Origin of the sequence: Marisediminicola senii (assembly GCF_011057645.1) — a bacterium.
Classification (GTDB): Bacteria; Actinomycetota; Actinomycetes; order Actinomycetales; family Microbacteriaceae; genus Marisediminicola; species Marisediminicola senii.
Genome location: NZ_JAALGE010000029.1, coordinates 21553 through 38265 on the forward strand (window position 1 = coordinate 21553; position 16713 = coordinate 38265).

Annotated in this window: 14 protein-coding genes and 2 tRNA genes; 7 read left to right on the top strand and 9 right to left on the bottom strand. The window is 68.9% G+C overall.

What is annotated here, in order from left to right; all coding sequences use genetic code 11:
* The first annotated feature begins 187 nt into the window (after positions 1-187).
* Both valS and G5S38_RS10070 read left to right on the top strand, forming a co-directional pair.
* Complete coding sequence (valS, locus tag G5S38_RS10065) at positions 188-2785, top strand: valine--tRNA ligase (RefSeq protein WP_165068062.1); 2598 nt, start codon at positions 188-190, stop codon at positions 2783-2785.
* A 225-nt stretch (positions 2786-3010) separates the two neighbouring features.
* Complete coding sequence (locus G5S38_RS10070) at positions 3011-3259, top strand: hypothetical protein (protein WP_165068036.1); 249 nt, start codon at positions 3011-3013, stop codon at positions 3257-3259.
* A 17-nt stretch (positions 3260-3276) separates the two neighbouring features.
* Here the strand turns inward: G5S38_RS10070 and G5S38_RS10075 are convergent, their stop codons facing one another.
* A complete protein-coding gene (locus G5S38_RS10075) occupies positions 3277-4080 on the bottom strand; it encodes a methyltransferase domain-containing protein (protein ID WP_165068038.1) in 804 nt (267 codons plus the stop codon).
* Positions 4081-4138: 58 nt separating this feature from the next.
* On the opposite strand from G5S38_RS10075, the gene G5S38_RS10080 reads away from it, so the two are divergent.
* Positions 4139-6199, top strand: a complete 2061-nt coding sequence (locus tag G5S38_RS10080; protein WP_165068040.1) for a M3 family metallopeptidase — start codon at positions 4139-4141, stop codon at positions 6197-6199.
* Between the two features lie 58 nt (positions 6200-6257).
* Here G5S38_RS10080 and clpX read toward each other — a convergent pair whose 3' ends face one another.
* Entirely contained in the window at positions 6258-7535 is a 1278-nt protein-coding gene (clpX, locus tag G5S38_RS10085) for an ATP-dependent Clp protease ATP-binding subunit ClpX (RefSeq protein WP_165068042.1), read from the bottom strand.
* 220 nt (positions 7536-7755) lie between these two features.
* Here clpX and G5S38_RS10090 point away from each other — a divergent pair, with 220 nt between their 5' ends.
* Positions 7756-8517 carry a copper resistance CopC family protein gene (locus G5S38_RS10090; protein ID WP_165068044.1) on the top strand — a complete coding sequence of 254 codons (762 nt, stop codon included), beginning with the start codon at positions 7756-7758 and terminating at the stop codon, positions 8515-8517.
* A 110-nt stretch (positions 8518-8627) separates the two neighbouring features.
* Here G5S38_RS10090 and G5S38_RS10095 read toward each other — a convergent pair whose 3' ends face one another.
* The 5 genes from G5S38_RS10095 to G5S38_RS10115 all read right to left on the bottom strand — a co-directional run bounded on the left by G5S38_RS10095 (position 8628) and on the right by G5S38_RS10115 (position 13053).
* Complete coding sequence (locus tag G5S38_RS10095) at positions 8628-9287, bottom strand: ATP-dependent Clp protease proteolytic subunit (RefSeq protein WP_165068046.1); 660 nt, start codon at positions 9285-9287, stop codon at positions 8628-8630.
* Positions 9288-9296: 9 nt separating this feature from the next.
* Positions 9297-9947, bottom strand: coding sequence for an ATP-dependent Clp protease proteolytic subunit (locus G5S38_RS10100; RefSeq protein WP_165068048.1), 651 nt, complete (start codon positions 9945-9947; stop codon positions 9297-9299).
* 179 nt (positions 9948-10126) lie between these two features.
* A complete protein-coding gene (locus G5S38_RS10105; RefSeq protein WP_165068050.1) occupies positions 10127-11350 on the bottom strand; it encodes a trans-sulfuration enzyme family protein in 1224 nt (407 codons plus the stop codon).
* A 188-nt stretch (positions 11351-11538) separates the two neighbouring features.
* Complete coding sequence (gene tig / locus G5S38_RS10110; RefSeq protein WP_165068052.1) at positions 11539-12909, bottom strand: trigger factor; 1371 nt, start codon at positions 12907-12909, stop codon at positions 11539-11541.
* Between the two features lie 70 nt (positions 12910-12979).
* Positions 12980-13053, bottom strand: a tRNA-Pro gene (locus G5S38_RS10115).
* Between the two features lie 213 nt (positions 13054-13266).
* Between G5S38_RS10115 and G5S38_RS10120 the strand changes: the two genes are divergently transcribed.
* Together G5S38_RS10120 and G5S38_RS10125 are read left to right on the top strand one after the other, a co-directional pair.
* Positions 13267-13337 (top strand) — tRNA-Gly (locus tag G5S38_RS10120).
* Positions 13338-13388: 51 nt separating this feature from the next.
* Positions 13389-14075 carry a hypothetical protein gene (locus tag G5S38_RS10125; RefSeq protein ID WP_235929003.1) on the top strand — a complete coding sequence of 229 codons (687 nt, stop codon included), beginning with the start codon at positions 13389-13391 and terminating at the stop codon, positions 14073-14075.
* A gap of 36 nt (positions 14076-14111) precedes the next feature.
* On the opposite strand, the gene G5S38_RS10130 is transcribed toward G5S38_RS10125, so the two are convergent.
* Positions 14112-14846, bottom strand: a complete 735-nt coding sequence (locus G5S38_RS10130; RefSeq protein ID WP_165068055.1) for a hypothetical protein — start codon at positions 14844-14846, stop codon at positions 14112-14114.
* Positions 14839-15489 (bottom strand): sigma-70 family RNA polymerase sigma factor, encoded by a 651-nt coding sequence (locus tag G5S38_RS10135; RefSeq protein ID WP_201276656.1) that lies wholly within the window; start codon positions 15487-15489, stop codon positions 14839-14841. Before G5S38_RS10135 ends, G5S38_RS10130 begins: the two co-directional genes overlap by 8 nt.
* Positions 15490-15689: 200 nt before the next feature.
* Between G5S38_RS10135 and G5S38_RS10140 the strand changes: the two genes are divergently transcribed.
* Complete coding sequence (locus G5S38_RS10140; protein ID WP_235929004.1) at positions 15690-16457, top strand: CHRD domain-containing protein; 768 nt, start codon at positions 15690-15692, stop codon at positions 16455-16457.
* Positions 16458-16713: the final 256 nt, after the last annotated feature.

A 16713-nucleotide genomic window follows, 5' to 3' on the forward strand; every position in this document is an offset into this window, starting at 1 on the left:
CGCGCGCAGCGCGCCCCGGCCTACCCGCGAATTGCCCACCCTTTAGACTGGGGGCGATTACCCCATTCAGGCACCTTGACTCGGTGCCGCACATATCGAACCGGAGCTCCCCGTGTCCCCAGCTGAACCCGCCGCCACCGAGCCGACCCAGACTCCGGTCGTTCCCGAATCCTCCGTCGACTCGCGCATGCCGGACAAGCCCGCGCTCGAGGGCCTCGAGGGCAAGTGGGGCACCGCATGGGAGACCCGCGGCACCCACCGGTTCGACCGGGATGCGGCGCTCGCGGCCGGCTCCGACTCCGTCTTCTCGATCGACACGCCCCCGCCCACCGCCTCGGGCAGCCTGCACATCGGCCACGTCTTCAGCTACACCCACATGGACCTCGCCGCCCGGTTCCACCGCATGCGCGGCCAGCACATCTTCTACCCGATGGGCTGGGACGACAACGGCCTGCCCACCGAGCGCCGCGTGCAGAACTACTACGGCGTGCGCTGCGACCCGTCGCTGCCCTACGTCGCCGACTACACCCCGCCGCTCGAGGGCGGCGAGAATTCCTCCTCGAAGGCGGCCGACCAGCAGCCCATCTCGCGCCGCAACTTCATCGAGCTCTGCGAGCGCCTCACGATCGAGGACGAGAAGCAGTTCGAAGACGTCTGGCGCACCCTCGGCCTCTCGGTCGACTGGACCCAGAGCTACCGCACCATCGGCGACCACGCCCAGCGCGCCGCCCAGCGCGCGTTCCTGCGCAACCTCGAGCGCGGAGAGGCCTACCAGGCCCAGGCACCGACGCTGTGGGACATCACCTTCCGCACCGCCGTCGCGCAGGCCGAGCTCGAAGACAAGGAGCAGCCCGCCGCGTACCACCGGGTCGCGTTCCACCAGCCAGACGGCACGCCCGTGCACATCGAGACCACCCGCCCCGAGCTGCTGCCCGCCTGCGTCGCCCTCGTCGCGCACCCCGACGACGAGCGCTACCAGCACCTGTTCGGCACCACCGTCACCACGCCGCTGTTCGGCGTCGAGGTGCCCGTGCTCGCCCACCACCTCGCGCAGAAGGACAAGGGCTCGGGCATCGCCATGATCTGCACCTTCGGCGACGTCACCGACGTCATCTGGTGGCGCGAACTCGACCTCCCGAACCGCACCATCATCGGCGCGGACGGGCGCATCGTGCCCGACGCCCCCGATGTGCTGGTGACCGACGCCGCGACATCCGCCTACGCGGAACTGGCGGGCAAGACCGTCTTCAGCGCCAAGAAGCGCATCGTCGAGCTGCTCGCCGAGAGCGGGGAGCTCGAGGGCGACCCGAAGCCGATCACCCACTCGGTCAAGTTCTTCGAGAAGGGCGACAAGCCACTCGAGATCATCTCGACCCTGCAGTGGTACATCAGCAACGGCGCACGGGATGCCGCCCTGCGCGACGACCTGCTCGAGCGCGGCCGCGAGATCGACTTCACGCCCGGCCACATGCGCGTGCGCTACGAGAACTGGGTCGGCGGACTCACCGGCGACTGGCTCATCTCGCGCCAGCGGTTCTTCGGCGTGCCGATCCCGGTCTGGTACGCCCTCGACGCCGACGGCAACACCGGCGACGTGATCGTGCCAGACGAGTCGGCGCTGCCCGTCGACCCGTCATCCGACACCGCCCCCGGCTATGACGAGTCGCAGCGCGGCGTGCCGGGCGGATTCGTCGGCGAGGTCGACATCATGGACACCTGGGCGACCTCGTCCCTCACCCCGCAGATCGCCGGGGGCTGGGAGAGCGACCCCGAGCTGTTCGACCTGGTGTTCCCCTACTCGCTGCGCAGCCAGGGCCAGGACATCATCCGCACCTGGCTGTTCTCCACCGTGCTGCGGTCGCAGCTCGAGCACGGCGTCGCTCCATGGGCCAACGCCAGCATCTCCGGCTTCATCGTCGACCCCGACCGCAAGAAGATGTCGAAGTCGAAGGGCAATGTCGTGACCCCGGCCGCGATGCTCGAGGCGCACGGCTCCGACGCGGTGCGCTACTGGGCCGCGTCGTCGAGGCTCGGAACGGATGCCGCATTCGACCCGCAGAACCCGAAGCAGATCAAGATCGGCCGACGACTGGCGATCAAGGTGCTCAACGCGGCGAAGTTCGTGTACTCGTTCCCGGCCCCCGCCATCGAGGGTGACGCCGCGCAGGCGGTGAGCTCCCCGCTCGACGTCGACATGCTCGCCGAGCTCGACCGCGTCGTCGCCGTCGCCACCGAGGCACTCGAGCAGTACGACCACGCCAAGGCGCTCGAGGCCACGGAGAAGTTCTTCTGGACCTTCTGCGACGACTACCTCGAACTCGTCAAGGAGCGTGCGTACAGCACGGACTCCCCCGCCGAGCAGGCCTCCGCGGTGACCGCGCTGCGCTCCGCCCTCGACGTGCTGCTGCGCCTGTTCGCGCCGTTCATCCCGTTCGCCACCGAAGAGGTGTGGTCGTGGACCCACGACGACTCGGTGCACACCGCCGCCTGGCCGACCCCCCGAAGCGGCGCCGCCCCGACCGGACTGCTGCCGGCCGTCGGTGCCGCCCTCATCGGCATCCGCCGCGCCAAGACAGACGCGAAGGCCTCGCAGAAGGCGCAGGTGCGCTCCGCGACCATCGCGGCGCCCGCCGCCCAGCTCGACCTGCTGCGCCTCGCCGAGGCTGACCTGCGCGACGTCGGCCGCATCGAGACGCTGCTCTTCGTCGAGGGCGCCGAGCTCAGCGTCACCGGCGTGGAGCTGGCCGAGGTCGACGAGCCCACGGCTGCGCAGCCCGCGGTGTAGGCAGGCCTAGCCAGCCCCGGGCGCCCGGAGTACAGTGTCGAGCGAGGACCTTCGCGTGATCGATTGAGGTGCGGTTTCTATCCACCCGATACCGAAGGTCCTCCTGCTGTGCTGATTCAACCAGCGCCGATCCACTTGGGGCCTGCACGCCCAGTGCCGGACGCACCGCGTGCGATGCGCCACCCAGCACTCCCCGAAACCGCACTCAACCGGCAGGACACACCCATGCAACTCGGAACCCGGTGGGGCGTCGGCGCAGAAGCGCCGTCACAGCTCCCCCCGACCGTCATCGCCGCCATCCGCGGTGTCGAGACCGACATCAGCGACATCGACACCAGTGCCTGGCGGTGGACCCTCACGTGGCTCGAGGGTCGCCCGGTGGTCGAGCTCGATGACGGCACCGTGATCCGCTACGACTCCGTCACGGACTCCGCCCGGGTCATCGGGGCCGACGCCACCGACGACGCGGAGTAGTCGGCGCACCGCAACCGTCAGCCGCGGGCGATGATCTCGCCGTGCGGCATGATGAACGTGGCGTCCGGGGTCTGCGACCATTCGAGCCACGCATCGGAGATCTCGCGCAGGTCGTCGGCCGTCGCGAGCCCGAGCGAGAGCGCGTCGCTCGCGAACCCCGACTCGAGGGCCCGGATCGCCCAGGTGCCGCCCCACCAGTCGCGATCCTCGCTGGTGGAGAAGCACCACACCGATGCGGTGGCGTGCACGTCGGTGAACCCGGCCTCGAGCGCCCACGACTTGAGGCGCCGCCCGGCGTCGGGTTCTCCCCCGTTGGCTCGGTGCACGGCGCGGTACACGCTCATCCACCGGTCGAGCCCGGGCAGCAGCGGGTACCAGGCCACAGCGGCGTAGTCGACGTCCCTGGCCGCGGCGACGCCGTCGTGCCGCACCGCGCGACGGAACTCGCGCAGCACCGCGACCGGATCGGCGACGTGCTGCAGCACCTGGTGCGCGTGCACCACGTCGACGCTGTGGTCGTCGACCGGGAGTGCGTAGGCGTCACCGGTGACGAAGCTCACGTTGTCGATCGCCGCGCCGAGCACGGCGGCCTTCGCGACGACCTCGGCTGAGGCATCCACCCCGATCACCGGCGCGGGCTGCACGCGCGACGCGAGGTCGACCGTGATGGTGCCGGGGCCCGAGCCGACGTCGAGAACCGACGAGCCCTGCGCGAGGTACGGCAGCAGGTAGGCGGCGGAATTCTCGACCGTGCGCCAGCTGTGCGAGCGCAGCACGCTCTCGTGGTGGCCGTGGGTGTACTGCTCGCGGGCGTCGCTCATGCCGGGAGCATATTGCACCGGGGAGAACGGGCAGACCGCCGCGCCCTAGGCTTGGCGGATGCCCGATACCAACCCGTTCCTCGCCCCCAGCACGCTGCCGTTCGGCCTGCCGCCGTTCGCCGAGATCGCCGACGAGCACTACCTGCCGGCGTTCGAGCGCGGCTTCGAGGAGCAGCTCGCCGAGGTCGCCGCCATCACCGGGCAGGCCGACGAGCCGACGGTCGAGAACACCCTGGTCGCCCTCGAGCGCAGCGGCCGGCTGCTCGCGCGGGTCTCCGCGGTGTTCTACAACCGCAGCTCGGCTGACACGTCCGATGCGATCAACGCCATCGAGGAGACGGTCGCGCCGATGATGGCCGCGCATTCCGACGCCATCCGCCTCGACCCCGAGCTGTACCGCCGCATCGTGGTGCTGCACGATGGACTGGACGCGGCGGGCGACGACACGACGGGCGACGACGCTCCCGCACTCGACGCCGAGACCCGCTACCTCATCGAGCGGTATGCCATCGAGCTGACGCAGGCCGGGGCCGGCCTCGACGAGGCGGCGAAGACCACCCTGCGCGGCTACAACCAGCAGCTGTCGACCCTCACCACCCGGTTCGAGAAGAACCTGCTCACCGACACCAACGCGCTGGCCGTCGTCATCGACGACGTCGCCGAGCTCGACGGACTCGGGGCCGGCGAGATCTCCGCGGCGGCGCAGGCCGCCACCGAGCGTGGCCTCGACGGCAAGTACGTGATCACGCTGGTGCTGCCGACCGGGCACCCCTACCTCGCGTCGCTCACGAACCGCGACGTGCGGCGCCGCATCATGGAGGCGTCACGCTCGCGGGGCGGCCGCGGTGGCGAGAACGACAACAGCCAGCTCGTGCTCGACATCACCCGTATCCGTGCCCAGCGCGCGGCGCTGCTCGGGTTCTCCTCGCACGCCGCCTACGTCACCGCGGGGCAGACCGCCGGTACCCCCGGGAACGTCGCGTCAATGCTCGGCCGCCTCGCCCCCGCGGCCGCCCGCAACGCCGACCGCGAGCGCGAGGCGCTGCTGGCGGTGGCCGACGTCGACACCATCGAGGCGTGGGACTGGGCGTTCTACAGCGAGCGGGTGCGCAGGGCCGAGTTCGACATCGACAAGCAGTCGATGCGGCCGTACTTCGAGGCCGAGCGGGTGCTCCGCGACGGCGTGTTCTTCGCCGCCGGCCAGGTCTACGGAGTCACCTTCACCGAGCGGCCCGACCTCACCGCCTACCACCCGCAGGCGCGCGTGTTCGAGGTGGCGGAGGCCGACGGCTCCCCCGTCGGCCTGTACATCCTCGATCTCTACACGCGTGACTCGAAGCGCGGTGGAGCGTGGATGAACTCGCTCATCTCTCAGAGCGACCTGCTGCGGCATCCCACCGTCGTCGTCAACAACCTCAACGTGCCGCAGCCCGCCCCCGGGTCGCCCACCCTGCTCAGCTTCGACGAGGTGGTGACGCTGTTCCACGAGTTCGGGCACGCCCTGCACGGCCTGTTCGCCCGGGTCACCTACCCGAAGTTCAGCGGCACGCGGGTCTTTCGCGACTTCGTCGAGTTTCCGAGCCAGGTCAATGAGATGTGGATGCTGTGGCCCGAGGTGCTCGCGAACTACGCGCGTCACCACGAGACCGGGGAGCGCATGCCGCAGCACCTCGTCGACGCCATCGCCGCGTCATCCACCTTCAACGAGGGATTCGCGACGAGCGAGTACCTCGCGGCGACGCTGCTCGACCAGGCGTGGCACGCGATCGGTACCGACGCCGACGTGACCGACGTGGCTGCGTTCGAGGCCGCCGCGCTGACTGCCGCGGGCCTCGACAACCCCGCGGTTCCGACGCGCTACTCGAGCACCTACTTCGCGCACACCTTCTCGGGTGGCTACGCGGCCGCGTACTACTCGTACATCTGGAGCGAGGTGCTCGATGCCGACACAGTCGAGTGGTTCACCGAGAACGGCGGAATGACGCGCCAGAACGGCGACCGTTTCCGCGAGCTCGTGCTCGGCGTCGGCGGATCAATGGACCCACTGGCGGCATACCGGGCGTTCCGCGGACGCGACGCCGCGATCGAGCCGCTGCTGCGCCGCCGCGGTCTGGAGTAGCGGGGGGGGGCCCGTCGGGCAGTTCAGCCGCGCAACCGCCCAGCCACCCAGCCCGGCGCTACGCCGACTTCTCGGTGCGCTCGACGGCCCGCGGCACGATGGTGGGCGCGGCGTTCTCGAGCACGGACTGCTTGGTCACGATGACCGTGTCGACATCGGGGTCGGACGGCACGTCGAACATGATCGGCCCGAGCACCTCCTCCATGATGGCGCGCAGCCCGCGGGCTCCGGTCTTGCGCAGTACCGCGAGGTCGGCGATCGCCTCGAGGGCGTCCTGCTCGAACTCGAGCGTGACGTCGTCGATCTCGAACATGCGCTGGTACTGGCGCACCAGGGCGTTCTTCGGCTCGGTGAGGATTGCCATGAGGGCGACCTGGTCGAGCTGCGTGACGGTGGTGACGACGGGGAGGCGCCCGATGAATTCGGGGATGAGCCCGAACTTGTGCAGGTCTTCTGGCAGCACCTCGCCGAACAGGTCGACGTCGTCGCCCTTGCTGTGCAGTGGTGCACCGAAGCCGATGCCCTTCTTACCCGCGCGGTTCGAGATGATCTCTTCGAGGCCGGCGAATGCACCGGCGACGATGAACAGCACGTTGGTCGTGTCGACCTGGATGAACTCCTGGTGTGGATGCTTGCGCCCACCCTGCGGAGGGACCGACGCGACGGTGCCCTCGAGGATCTTGAGCAGCGCCTGCTGCACGCCCTCGCCCGAGACATCGCGGGTGATCGACGGGTTCTCGGCCTTGCGGGCGATCTTGTCGATCTCGTCGATGTAGATGATGCCGGTCTCGGCGCGCTTGACGTCGTAATCGGCCGCCTGGATGAGCTTGAGCAGGATGTTCTCGACGTCTTCACCGACGTAGCCGGCCTCGGTGAGGGCGGTGGCGTCGGCCACCGCAAACGGCACGTTGAGGCGCTTGGCGAGGGTCTGAGCGAGGTAGGTCTTGCCGCAGCCGGTGGGGCCGATGAGCAGGATGTTGGACTTGGCGATCTCGACGTCGTCGATGATGGCGTCGGCCGAGGTGATGGCGGTGCGGGCGCGGATGCGCTTGTAGTGGTTGTAGACGGCGACGGAGAGGGCCTTCTTGGCCGGCTCCTGGCCGATGACGTATTCCTCGAGGAAGGAGAAGATCTCCTTCGGCTTGGGCAGGTCGAACTCGGTCGATACCTCTTCGCCCGCCTCGGCCAGCCGCTCCTCGATGATCTCGTTGCACAGTTCGACACACTCGTCGCAAATGTAGACGCCGGGCCCGGCGATGAGCTGCTGCACCTGCTTCTGGCTCTTTCCGCAGAACGAACACTTGAGCAGATCTGCGCTCTCCCCTATTCGAGCCATGCGCCTTACCTCCTCCTGGTTGCGGCACACCTCGTTGTGGCCGTAAAGACGTCGTGATTGTCACGATGAGCCTAACCCGTGCCACCGACACGCGTTCCCATGTGTTGGTTTGTGAACGCGGTGGGTCGCCAGGTCGGGTTCGACGGCGGTGGCGGCGCGCCGCCTGATGTGTGGCTTTGGCACCCACCTGCCGTGCGGATGGCCCCGATATCCTGCGGGTATGCCTCTTTCGCACCGCATCCGGTTCCCATCATTTGTCGCAATCTCGGCGGGGGCGCTGCTCGCGGTCGGCATGGGTGTCGGTGTCGCCTCCCCCGCGCAGGCACACAACTACCTCGTCTCCTCGACCCCCGCGGCCGATTCGGTGCTCACCGAGCTGCCCCCCGAGTTCTCGATCACGACCAACGACGCCCTGCTCGCGGCGGGCGACGGCGCCGGGGCGTTCGCCCTGCAGGTCGTCGACGGGGCGGGCGCGCACTTCGAAGACGGCTGCGTCGCGGTCGACGGCCCGAGCATGTCCGCGGCGATCCCCGCGCTCGGCGCCCCCGGCGCCTACACGATGATCTGGCAGGTGGTCTCGGCCGACGGCCACACGATCTCCGAGGAGTTGCCGTTCACCTGGCAGCCGGCGGATGCCTCGGGCGCGGTCGCCGGTTTCGCCGAGGCCCCGGTCTGCGGCGAGGCTGCTCCGGGTGCGTCGCCGAGCGCCTCCCCGAGCGCCTCCCCCACCGATGACGCCGCACCCTCGGCGAGTCCCAGCGCGAGCAGCGGCACCGAGGCGGGCACCGACACCGGCTCGACCGACGGCACCGAGGCGGGCACCATCGACGTCGACACCGCGTCCAGCGACACCGCAGCCGATTCGACCGCGCTGTGGATCGGCGGCGCGGTGCTCGCGGTGGCCGCCGCGGTGGGCGTCACGGTGCTGGTGATGCGCCGGAAGCGCACCGGGGCGACCGGGAGCGGCACCCCGACCGAGTGACGCCGCGCCGCGGCATCCACCCGCCGAGAATGGATGCCGCGACGCACGCACGACGAAGGCCCCGCCGGAACGATCCAGCGGGGCCTTCGTGGTACTGCTACTGCGTGGTGCTACGAGACGAGTGCCGGCACGTTCTTGCGGGTGACGAGCACCTGGTCGATGAGTCCGTACTCGAGGGCCTCGGCCGCGCTGAGGATCTTGTCGCGGTCGATGTCCTTGTTGACCTGCTCGACCGAACGGTTCGAGTGGTGCGACAGGGTCTCCTCGAGCCAGCCGCGCATGCGGAGGATCTCGGCGGCCTGGATCTCGATGTCCGACGCCTGCCCGCGGCCGGCGTCACCGGTCGACGGCTGGTGGATCAGGATGCGGGCGTTGGGAAGCGCGAGGCGCTTGCCCGGGGAGCCCGCGGCCATCAGTACGGCGGCGGCGGATGCTGCCTGGCCGAGCACGACGGTCTGGATCTGCGGCTTGATGTACTGCATCGTGTCGTAGATCGCCGTCATCGCGGTGAACGAGCCACCGGGCGAGTTGATGTACATCACGATGTCGCGGTCGGGGTCCTGGCTCTCGAGAACGAGCAGCTGGGCCATGACGTCGTCGGCGGACGCGTCGTCGATCTGCACGCCGAGGAAGACGATGCGGTCTTCGAAGAGCTTCGCGTACGGGTCCTGGCGCTTGTACCCGTAGGCGGTGCGCTCCTCGAACGTGGGGAGGATGTAGCGGGATTCGGCCACCGGGCCGGCGCTCCCGCCGAAGGAAGAGATATCCATGACTGAGCCTTACTTGGGGAGGTCGGAGTTGGGGGTGTCGAGGTCGGGGGTGGTGGAGACCTCTTTCTCCGTCACGGACTCGTCCGTGCCACCGCCGCCGATCACGTCGGTCGCGTACTCGCGCAGGTGATCGACGAAGCCGTATTCGAGCGCCTCCTGGGCGGTGAACCAGTTGTCGCGGTCGTTGTCGATGAGGATCTGCTCGATCGGCTTGTCGACCTGCTCGGCGGTGAGTTCCGCCATGCGCTGCTTCATGTCGAGGATGACCTTGGCCTGCGTCTGGATGTCGGCGGACGTTCCACCGAAGCCACCGGACGGCTGGTGCAGGAGAACCCGTGCGTTGGGCGTGATGTAGCGCTTGCCCTTGGTGCCAGACGAGAGCAGGAACTGCCCCATCGACGCTGCGAGTCCGATGCCCACGGTGACGATGTCGTTCGGTACGAACTTCATCGTGTCGTAGATCGCCATGCCCGCGGTGATCGAGCCACCGGGTGAGTTGATGTACAGGAAGATGTCGCGCTCGGCGTCCTCGGCTGCAAGCAGCAGGATTTTTGCGCAGATCTCGTTGGCGTTGTCATCGCGCACCTCTGAGCCAAGCCAGATGATGCGGTCCTTGAGGAGTTGGTCGAAAATGCTGTTGACCAATGCCGGTTGGGCCATTGTTGCGCTCCATTTCAGTTGTCGCTTGTGTCGAATCTATCGGGAAGGTTCCGGGCATATCCCGCTGTTCGCCGTGGGCAGAGCGCAGCTCAGCGAAGCGGTGCCCACGGCGACGACCAGCACAGTGCCGTGGGCAGAGCGCAGCTCAGCGAAGCGGTGCCGCGCAGTGGCGTCAGGTACTACAACCCGTCCGTCGCATCGAGCGCCGCGGCGAGGTCGGCGATGATGTCTGCCGCATCCTCCAGCCCCACCGAGAACCTCAGGTGCCCGGTGCGCCCGTAGCGGTCGTTGCGCCGGAATCGCACCGGCCAGTGCTCGGCCCGCGGCGATGAGGCATCGGAATGCACGATCAGCGACTCGTCGTGCCCGAGCGAGACCGCCGACGTGACCACCCGCAGGTTCGCGACGAAGCGGTTATGTGCATCGTGGTCACCGTTGAGGGCGAAGACCATCATGCCGCCGCATCCATCGGGCATCGTGCGCCTGGCGAGGTCGAACTGTGGATGCGACGGCAGCCCTGGGTACGCGACGAAGTCGACGCGCCGGTCGGCTTCGAGGTATTCGGCCACGGCCTGCGCGGAGGTGCTGTGCTGGCGCATGCGCAGCGGCAGGGTGACCGATCCGCGCATGATCAGCCAGGCGTTGAACGGACTGATCACGCCCCCGACGTCGACCATCGCGTCGCTCTTGATGCGCTGGATGAGCTCGCGCGAGCCGATGACCGCGCCGCCCATGGCGTCGCCGTGGCCGTTGATGTACTTCGTGAGCGAGTGCACGACGAGGTCGGCGCCGAGGTCGAGCGGGCGCATGAGCATCGGAGAGGCGAAGGTGGCGTCGACGCTGAGCAGCGCTCCCCCGGCGTGGGCGATCTTCGCCAGGGCCTCGATGTCGGCGATGCGCGTCGTCGGGTTGGCCGGGCTCTCGGCATGCACGAGCACGGTGTTCTCGCGCATCGCGGTGCGCACCGCCTCCGGGTCGCCGGTGTCGACGAGGGTGGCGTGGATGCCGTACTTCTGCGGGAACAGCTCGGTGAACAGTCGGTGGGTGGCCTCGTAGACGACGTCGGATACGACGACGTGGTCGCCGGAGGAGAGGAACGTGAAGAACACGCTGTGCAGGGCGGCGACGCCGCTGGCGAGCGCGACGGCGTCTTCTCCGTGGTCGAGGGCGGCGAGCTTCTGCTGCAGCGCGAGCTGGTTGACGCCGCTGTTGCGGGTGTACAGCGGAATGTCGGTGCCCGACCAGCTGATGCCGGACGGGTCGTCGGGCAACGCGTAGGAGTTGGCCATCACGATCGGGGTGCGGATCGCGCCGGAGCCCTCGTCGACGGAATTGCCCGCGTGCACGGCCTGGGTCAGGACGCGCAGCGTGGACGGGTCATGGGCATCGGGGCGCGAGGGCATCCGCTAACGCTACGGGCTGCGTGGGGTGCCGGTGGCCAGGGACGGAAGCGGCCCCGACGCTGGTCCCAGTTGCGCAGACCGTGTCAGACAGAAACGGCCCCGACGCTGGTCCCAGTTGCGCAGACCGTGTCAGACAGAAACGGCCCCGACGCAAGTGCGTCGGGGCCGAGTCATCCAATCAGTGCGACCTAGTGGTTGTGACTCGCGTGGTCGTCGTGGTCGTGGCCCTCGTGGTCGTCGTCGGCCATCAGGTCGTCGGCGTCGTCGTCGGAGTCGTCACCGATCGCGGCGGCGGTGAAGGTGGAGAGGTCGACGGTGTTGCCTGCCTCGTCGACGACCTTCGCCTTGCTGAGCACGACGGCCAGTGCCTTGGCACGAGCGACCTCGCCGATCATTCCGGGGATCTGGCCGTTCTGGTCGAGCACCTTGATGAACTCGCCCGGCTCCATGTTGTACTGGGCGGCGCCCTGGATCAGGTACTGGGTGAGCTCGTCCTGGCTGACCTTGATCTTCTCGGTCTCGGCGACCGCGTCGAGCAGGATCTGGCTGCGGAACGTCTTCTCGCTGGCCTCGGTGACTTCGGCGCGGTGCTCGTCGTCGTCGAGGCGCTTCTCGTTCTCGAGGTGACGGTGCACCTCGTCTTCTACGAGCTTGGCCGGGACGGGGATCTCGACGGATTCGAGCAGCTTGTCGACGACCATGTCGCGCGCCTGCGTGCCCTGGCCGAAGACCTTGGACTTGCTGACCTGCTCGGCAATGTCTGCCTTGAGCTCGTCGATGGTGTCGAACTGGCTGGCGATCTGCGCGAAGTCGTCGTCGGCGGCGGGAAGCTCGCGCTCCTTGACGGCGAGGAGGGTGACGGTGATCTGGGCGGTCTGGCCCTCGTTGTCTCCACCGAGCAGCTTGGACTCGAAGGTCGTGGTCTCGCCGGCGCTGAGCGCGTCGAGGGCCTCGTCGATGCCGTCGATGAGGTCTCCGGATCCGACCTCGTACGAGATGGCGTTGGCGGTGTCGACCTCTGCTCCGTCGATGGTGGCGACGAGGTCGAGCTGGGCGAAGTCGCCGGTCTTGGCCGGGCGGTCGACGGTCACGAGGGTGCCGAAGCGGGCGAGCAGGTTCTGCAGCTCGGTCTCGACCTCGTCGTCTTCGACGGTCACAGTGTCGACGACGAGCTCGATGCCGTCGAGGGCGGGGAGCTCGAACTCGGGACGCACGTCGACCTCGACGACGATGACGAGGTCACCGGAGAAGTCCTTGAGCGCCGGCAGCTCGGCGACATCGGCCTCTGGGCGTCCGAGCGGGCGGATCTTCTCTTCTTCGACCGCGCGGCGGTAGAAGGTGTCGAGGGCGTCGCTGACCGCGTGGTTCAGCACCTCGCCGCGGCCGACGCGCTGGTCGATGATGGGCGGCGGAACCTTGCCCTTGCGGAATCCGGGGATGGTGATGGATTCGGCGATGTGGCCGTAGGCGTGGTCGACGCTCGGCTTCAGCTCTTCGGGGGTAACAGCGATGGTCAGCTTTACGCGCGTGGGGTTCAGCTTCTCGACCGTGGTCTTCACGATTGACTCTCCTGTGCTCGACGTACTGGGTCCCAGCCGGGCGAATCAGTACTGGTTTTCTGTGGTCGTGTCGGGGCGACAGGATTCGAACCTGCGGCCTCTCGGTCCCAAACCGAGCGCTCTACCAAGCTGAGCTACGCCCCGGATACCGCGACCACGAGGATGGTGCGTCTCGGGCCACTCATGCGGCCACCGTGCTGAGGATGATTGGGGATCGTCCAAAAAATGGCCTTCGCAAGTCTAGCCGAGTGGCCAGCGCGTCATGGCCACTCGCCGCACGGGGCACCTCCCAGGATGGGTTACGATTGCAGGACGCGCTTCGGTGAGCGCCCCTCGGGGTGGCGAGTCGGGGAATGCGGGGACGTAGCTTAGTGGTAAAGCCTTAGTCTTCCAAACTAATGATGCGAGTTCGATTCTCGTCGTCCCCTCTATATTGATCGGCACTGTCGTGCCGGAGTCCGCAGGGCCACACTGTCGGCATGGACATGCCTTTGCCCGGTGACGAGCCTGCGCCACCGCCCGTGCCACTCGCCGTTCGGGCCCAGCTGCTCGCCACCGAGCACTGGGGTCTCCTCGCATCCCGGTCGACGACACAGGCCGAGGTACTCACCCGCATCAGCATCTTCCTGACCCTGGTGTCGGCCGGGCTGGTGAGCCTCGCGCTGCTGGGCCAGGTCACCCGGTTCGCCGGGCCGTTCCCGGGTTTCGCGGTGGCCGTGCTGGGGATCGTGGCGTTGATGGGCGTCCTCACCCAGGTGCGGGTGTCCAACGTCGGCATGGACGACCTCATGTACGTGCTGGCGATGAACCGGCTGCGCGCCGCCTACGTCGATATCGATCCCGGCGTGGCGCCGTACCTGATGGCGTCGACCCACGATGACTTCGCGGGAACCACGCGCACCTACTACTTCCTCGGCCGCCGCAGCGGCGCCAGCCAGTTGCTCGGCAGCTCGACGATCTTCATCGTGGCCGTCAATGCCGCCCTGGTCGGGCTGCTCGTGGCGGCGATCATCTTCACCGTCGCGGGAGCCGTCGTCGCGAGCGCGTTCGGAATCGTTGCCGGAGTAGCGTACATCCTCGTGTCGCTCGCCCTCGGGGTGCGACAGTTCGCTGCTGCCTGGGCCGCCCACACCCCCCTCAACCCGTCGCCTGCCGACGCGGGGTGACCGAGCTCAGCTCAGCTCAGCTCGGCTCGGCTCGGCTCAGCTCTGTGCGGCGGGCAGCATCGCAACCGCCACCGCATCGCCGGAGTCGTCGCGAATCTCGAGCGCCGACACGTCGTCGCGCATCACGGCGGCGTTCATGCGGCAGTCGATGGTGACCTCGCTGCCGAAGAAAGTGCCAGACGGCGACTCCACGCCGTCGTCGCCCACGAGCACCACCGAGTAGCTGTCGCCGGCGGGCAGTCCGTCGATCTCGAGCACCGTCTCGGTTCCCCAGGTATGGGCAATCACCGAACCGTCGATGGCCACTCCCCCTGGCTCGCCCGTGAAGTCGACGGACTCGACGGCCCCGAGGGTGCCGGGCGGCCCGGACGGTGGCCCTGGCTGGATCGCCTGCGCGCCCAGCACGACGCCCGCACCGAGGGCGACGCAGGCGGCGGCGCCGAGCACCATCGACGCGGGACGGAACCGGCGTGTTGCTGGCGTGATGTCGGGCACGGGTTCGTTCCCGGTACTGCCGGCGATCGCGGCGATCCGGTCGGCGAGTGCGCCAGACGGGGCGCTCGAATCCCACCGGCCGATGGATGCTGCCGCCATCGCCACGGCAGCACGCATGCCCTCGATCTCATCGACCACGCTGGCGTCTGCGGCGGCGAGCGCGTCGAGCTCCGCGCGCTCCGCCGGGGTGAGGTCGCCGGCGACCGCTGCCGCCACGAGCTCGGCGCGACGGTCGCCTGGCGACCAGGGGGTCGGGGTATCGGTGGGGTCAGTCATGCTGATCCCCTTTCTCATCGAGATTGTCGCGCAGCGCGCGGAGGCCGTAGAAGGTGCGGCTGCGCAGGGTGCCGACCGGAATACCGGTGCTCTCCGAGAGCTCTGCGTAGGTGGAGCCGTTCAGGTGGATCTCGACCACGGCCTGGCGGTGCTCGGGGGTGAGCGCGGCGATGGCCTGCGTCATCCGGAGCCGCTCGAGGGTGTCGTCGGGCGGGGCGGCGATGCTGTCGTCGATGGCGTCGGCGCCGACCGGGCGGGGCGTGCGCTGCAGGGAACGCTGCTGGTCGATGATCACGTTGCGCGCGATGGAGAACAGCCACGTCCTGGTGCTGGCCACCGAGCCGTCGTACCGGTCGCGGGCGCGCCATGCCCTGAGGAAGGTCTCCTGCACGCAGTCCTCGGCGAGTCCGCGGTCGCGCAGCATGTTGAGCGCGAAGCCGAACAGCGACGACCCGTGCTCGTCGTAGGCGACGGTGACGTCGAAGGCGGATGCGGGTGGCGAGTCGGGTGCGACAGGCTGGGCGGCGACCGGTCGTACAGCCGCGGGCTCGACGCGTCGCAGGTGCCGCGAGGCCTCACGAGCGGTGCCCTCGGGTTCCAGCGTGACCACGCTCCCGCTCTCCATCGTCAGGACGATGCCCATCTGCATTCGCCTCCGCTCCACGGTACCCAGTCCACCGGCACTCCCTGCACCTGAGGGGGATACGACCCGCGGGCCCGTGCCGTTCACCACCGGCACGAAACTGCTGCGAAAAAACTTTCGCGACCAGTGAACGCGTGACCCGGTTGCGTCGTATGCCCCTGAAACGGGCGACCCATCGCCCCCTCTCGAAAGGCACACCCATGTCGCACCAGAGAATGACCAAGCGCACCACCGCACGCACCCTCTCGCTCGGCGGTGTCGCTGTCGCCACCGCCGTCGGCATGCTCGCCGTCGCTGGGCCCGCCAGCGCCGAGACCGAGGTCGCCGAGCCCGACACCTTCACCAGCGCGTTCACCGTGATGGCGACTCCCGACCAGGTCATCAACAACGATGGCATCGCGACCCCCGGCCAGCCCGGCGCCGCGGGCGAGTTCATGTTCCGCATCAACTCCGACCTCGACATCATCTGCTACGACATCACCCTCACCGGCGTCTCGGGCGACTACATGAGCCCGGCCAAGACCGCGACCCACATCCACCAGGCGGCCGTCGGCCAGGCCGGCCCGCCGCGTATCTCGTTCCCGAACCCCGCTCCGGTCGGCGACGGACCCCGCACCAGCTCCGGCTGCCTCGAGGGACCGTTCACCACCGGAGTGCTCGCGAACGGCGTCGATACCGGAGACGGATTCGACCTCGCCGCGATCGAGGCGAACCCCGCCGGCTTCACCGGTGACTCGCACACCGTCGACTTCGCCGCGGGTGTCGTGCGCGGACAGCTCACCCAGGTGCCAGTGGGCGGCGTGCAGACCGGTGGCGGTGGAACCGCATCGGCCGACACCGCAGCGGCCTCCGCAACCACCTCGGCCGACAGCACCGGCGTCATCGCCGGCGCCGCCGGACTCGGTGCGCTGCTGCTCACCGCCGTCGGCGTCACCGCCCTGCGTCGCCGCTCGGCGCTGGACTCCTGATGAGTGCGCACGGTTCGGCCGGGGGGTCGCGGCTCGCCCGTTCGCCCGGCTGTCCCGTGCGCCCTTCGGCATCCCGCGGCGGTGGACGTGACGCTCGCCACCATGCGGTGACGCTGGTCGCGGCCGTCGGCGTGGCGATCACGCTGGCGGGGTGCACCGGGGTCGGTGCGGGGGGGGGTGCAGCATCCACCCCCCCCCCGTCTCCCACGTCACCCGCAGCCGGGACCGCCGTGCCCACGCCACCCGCCGGGACGCC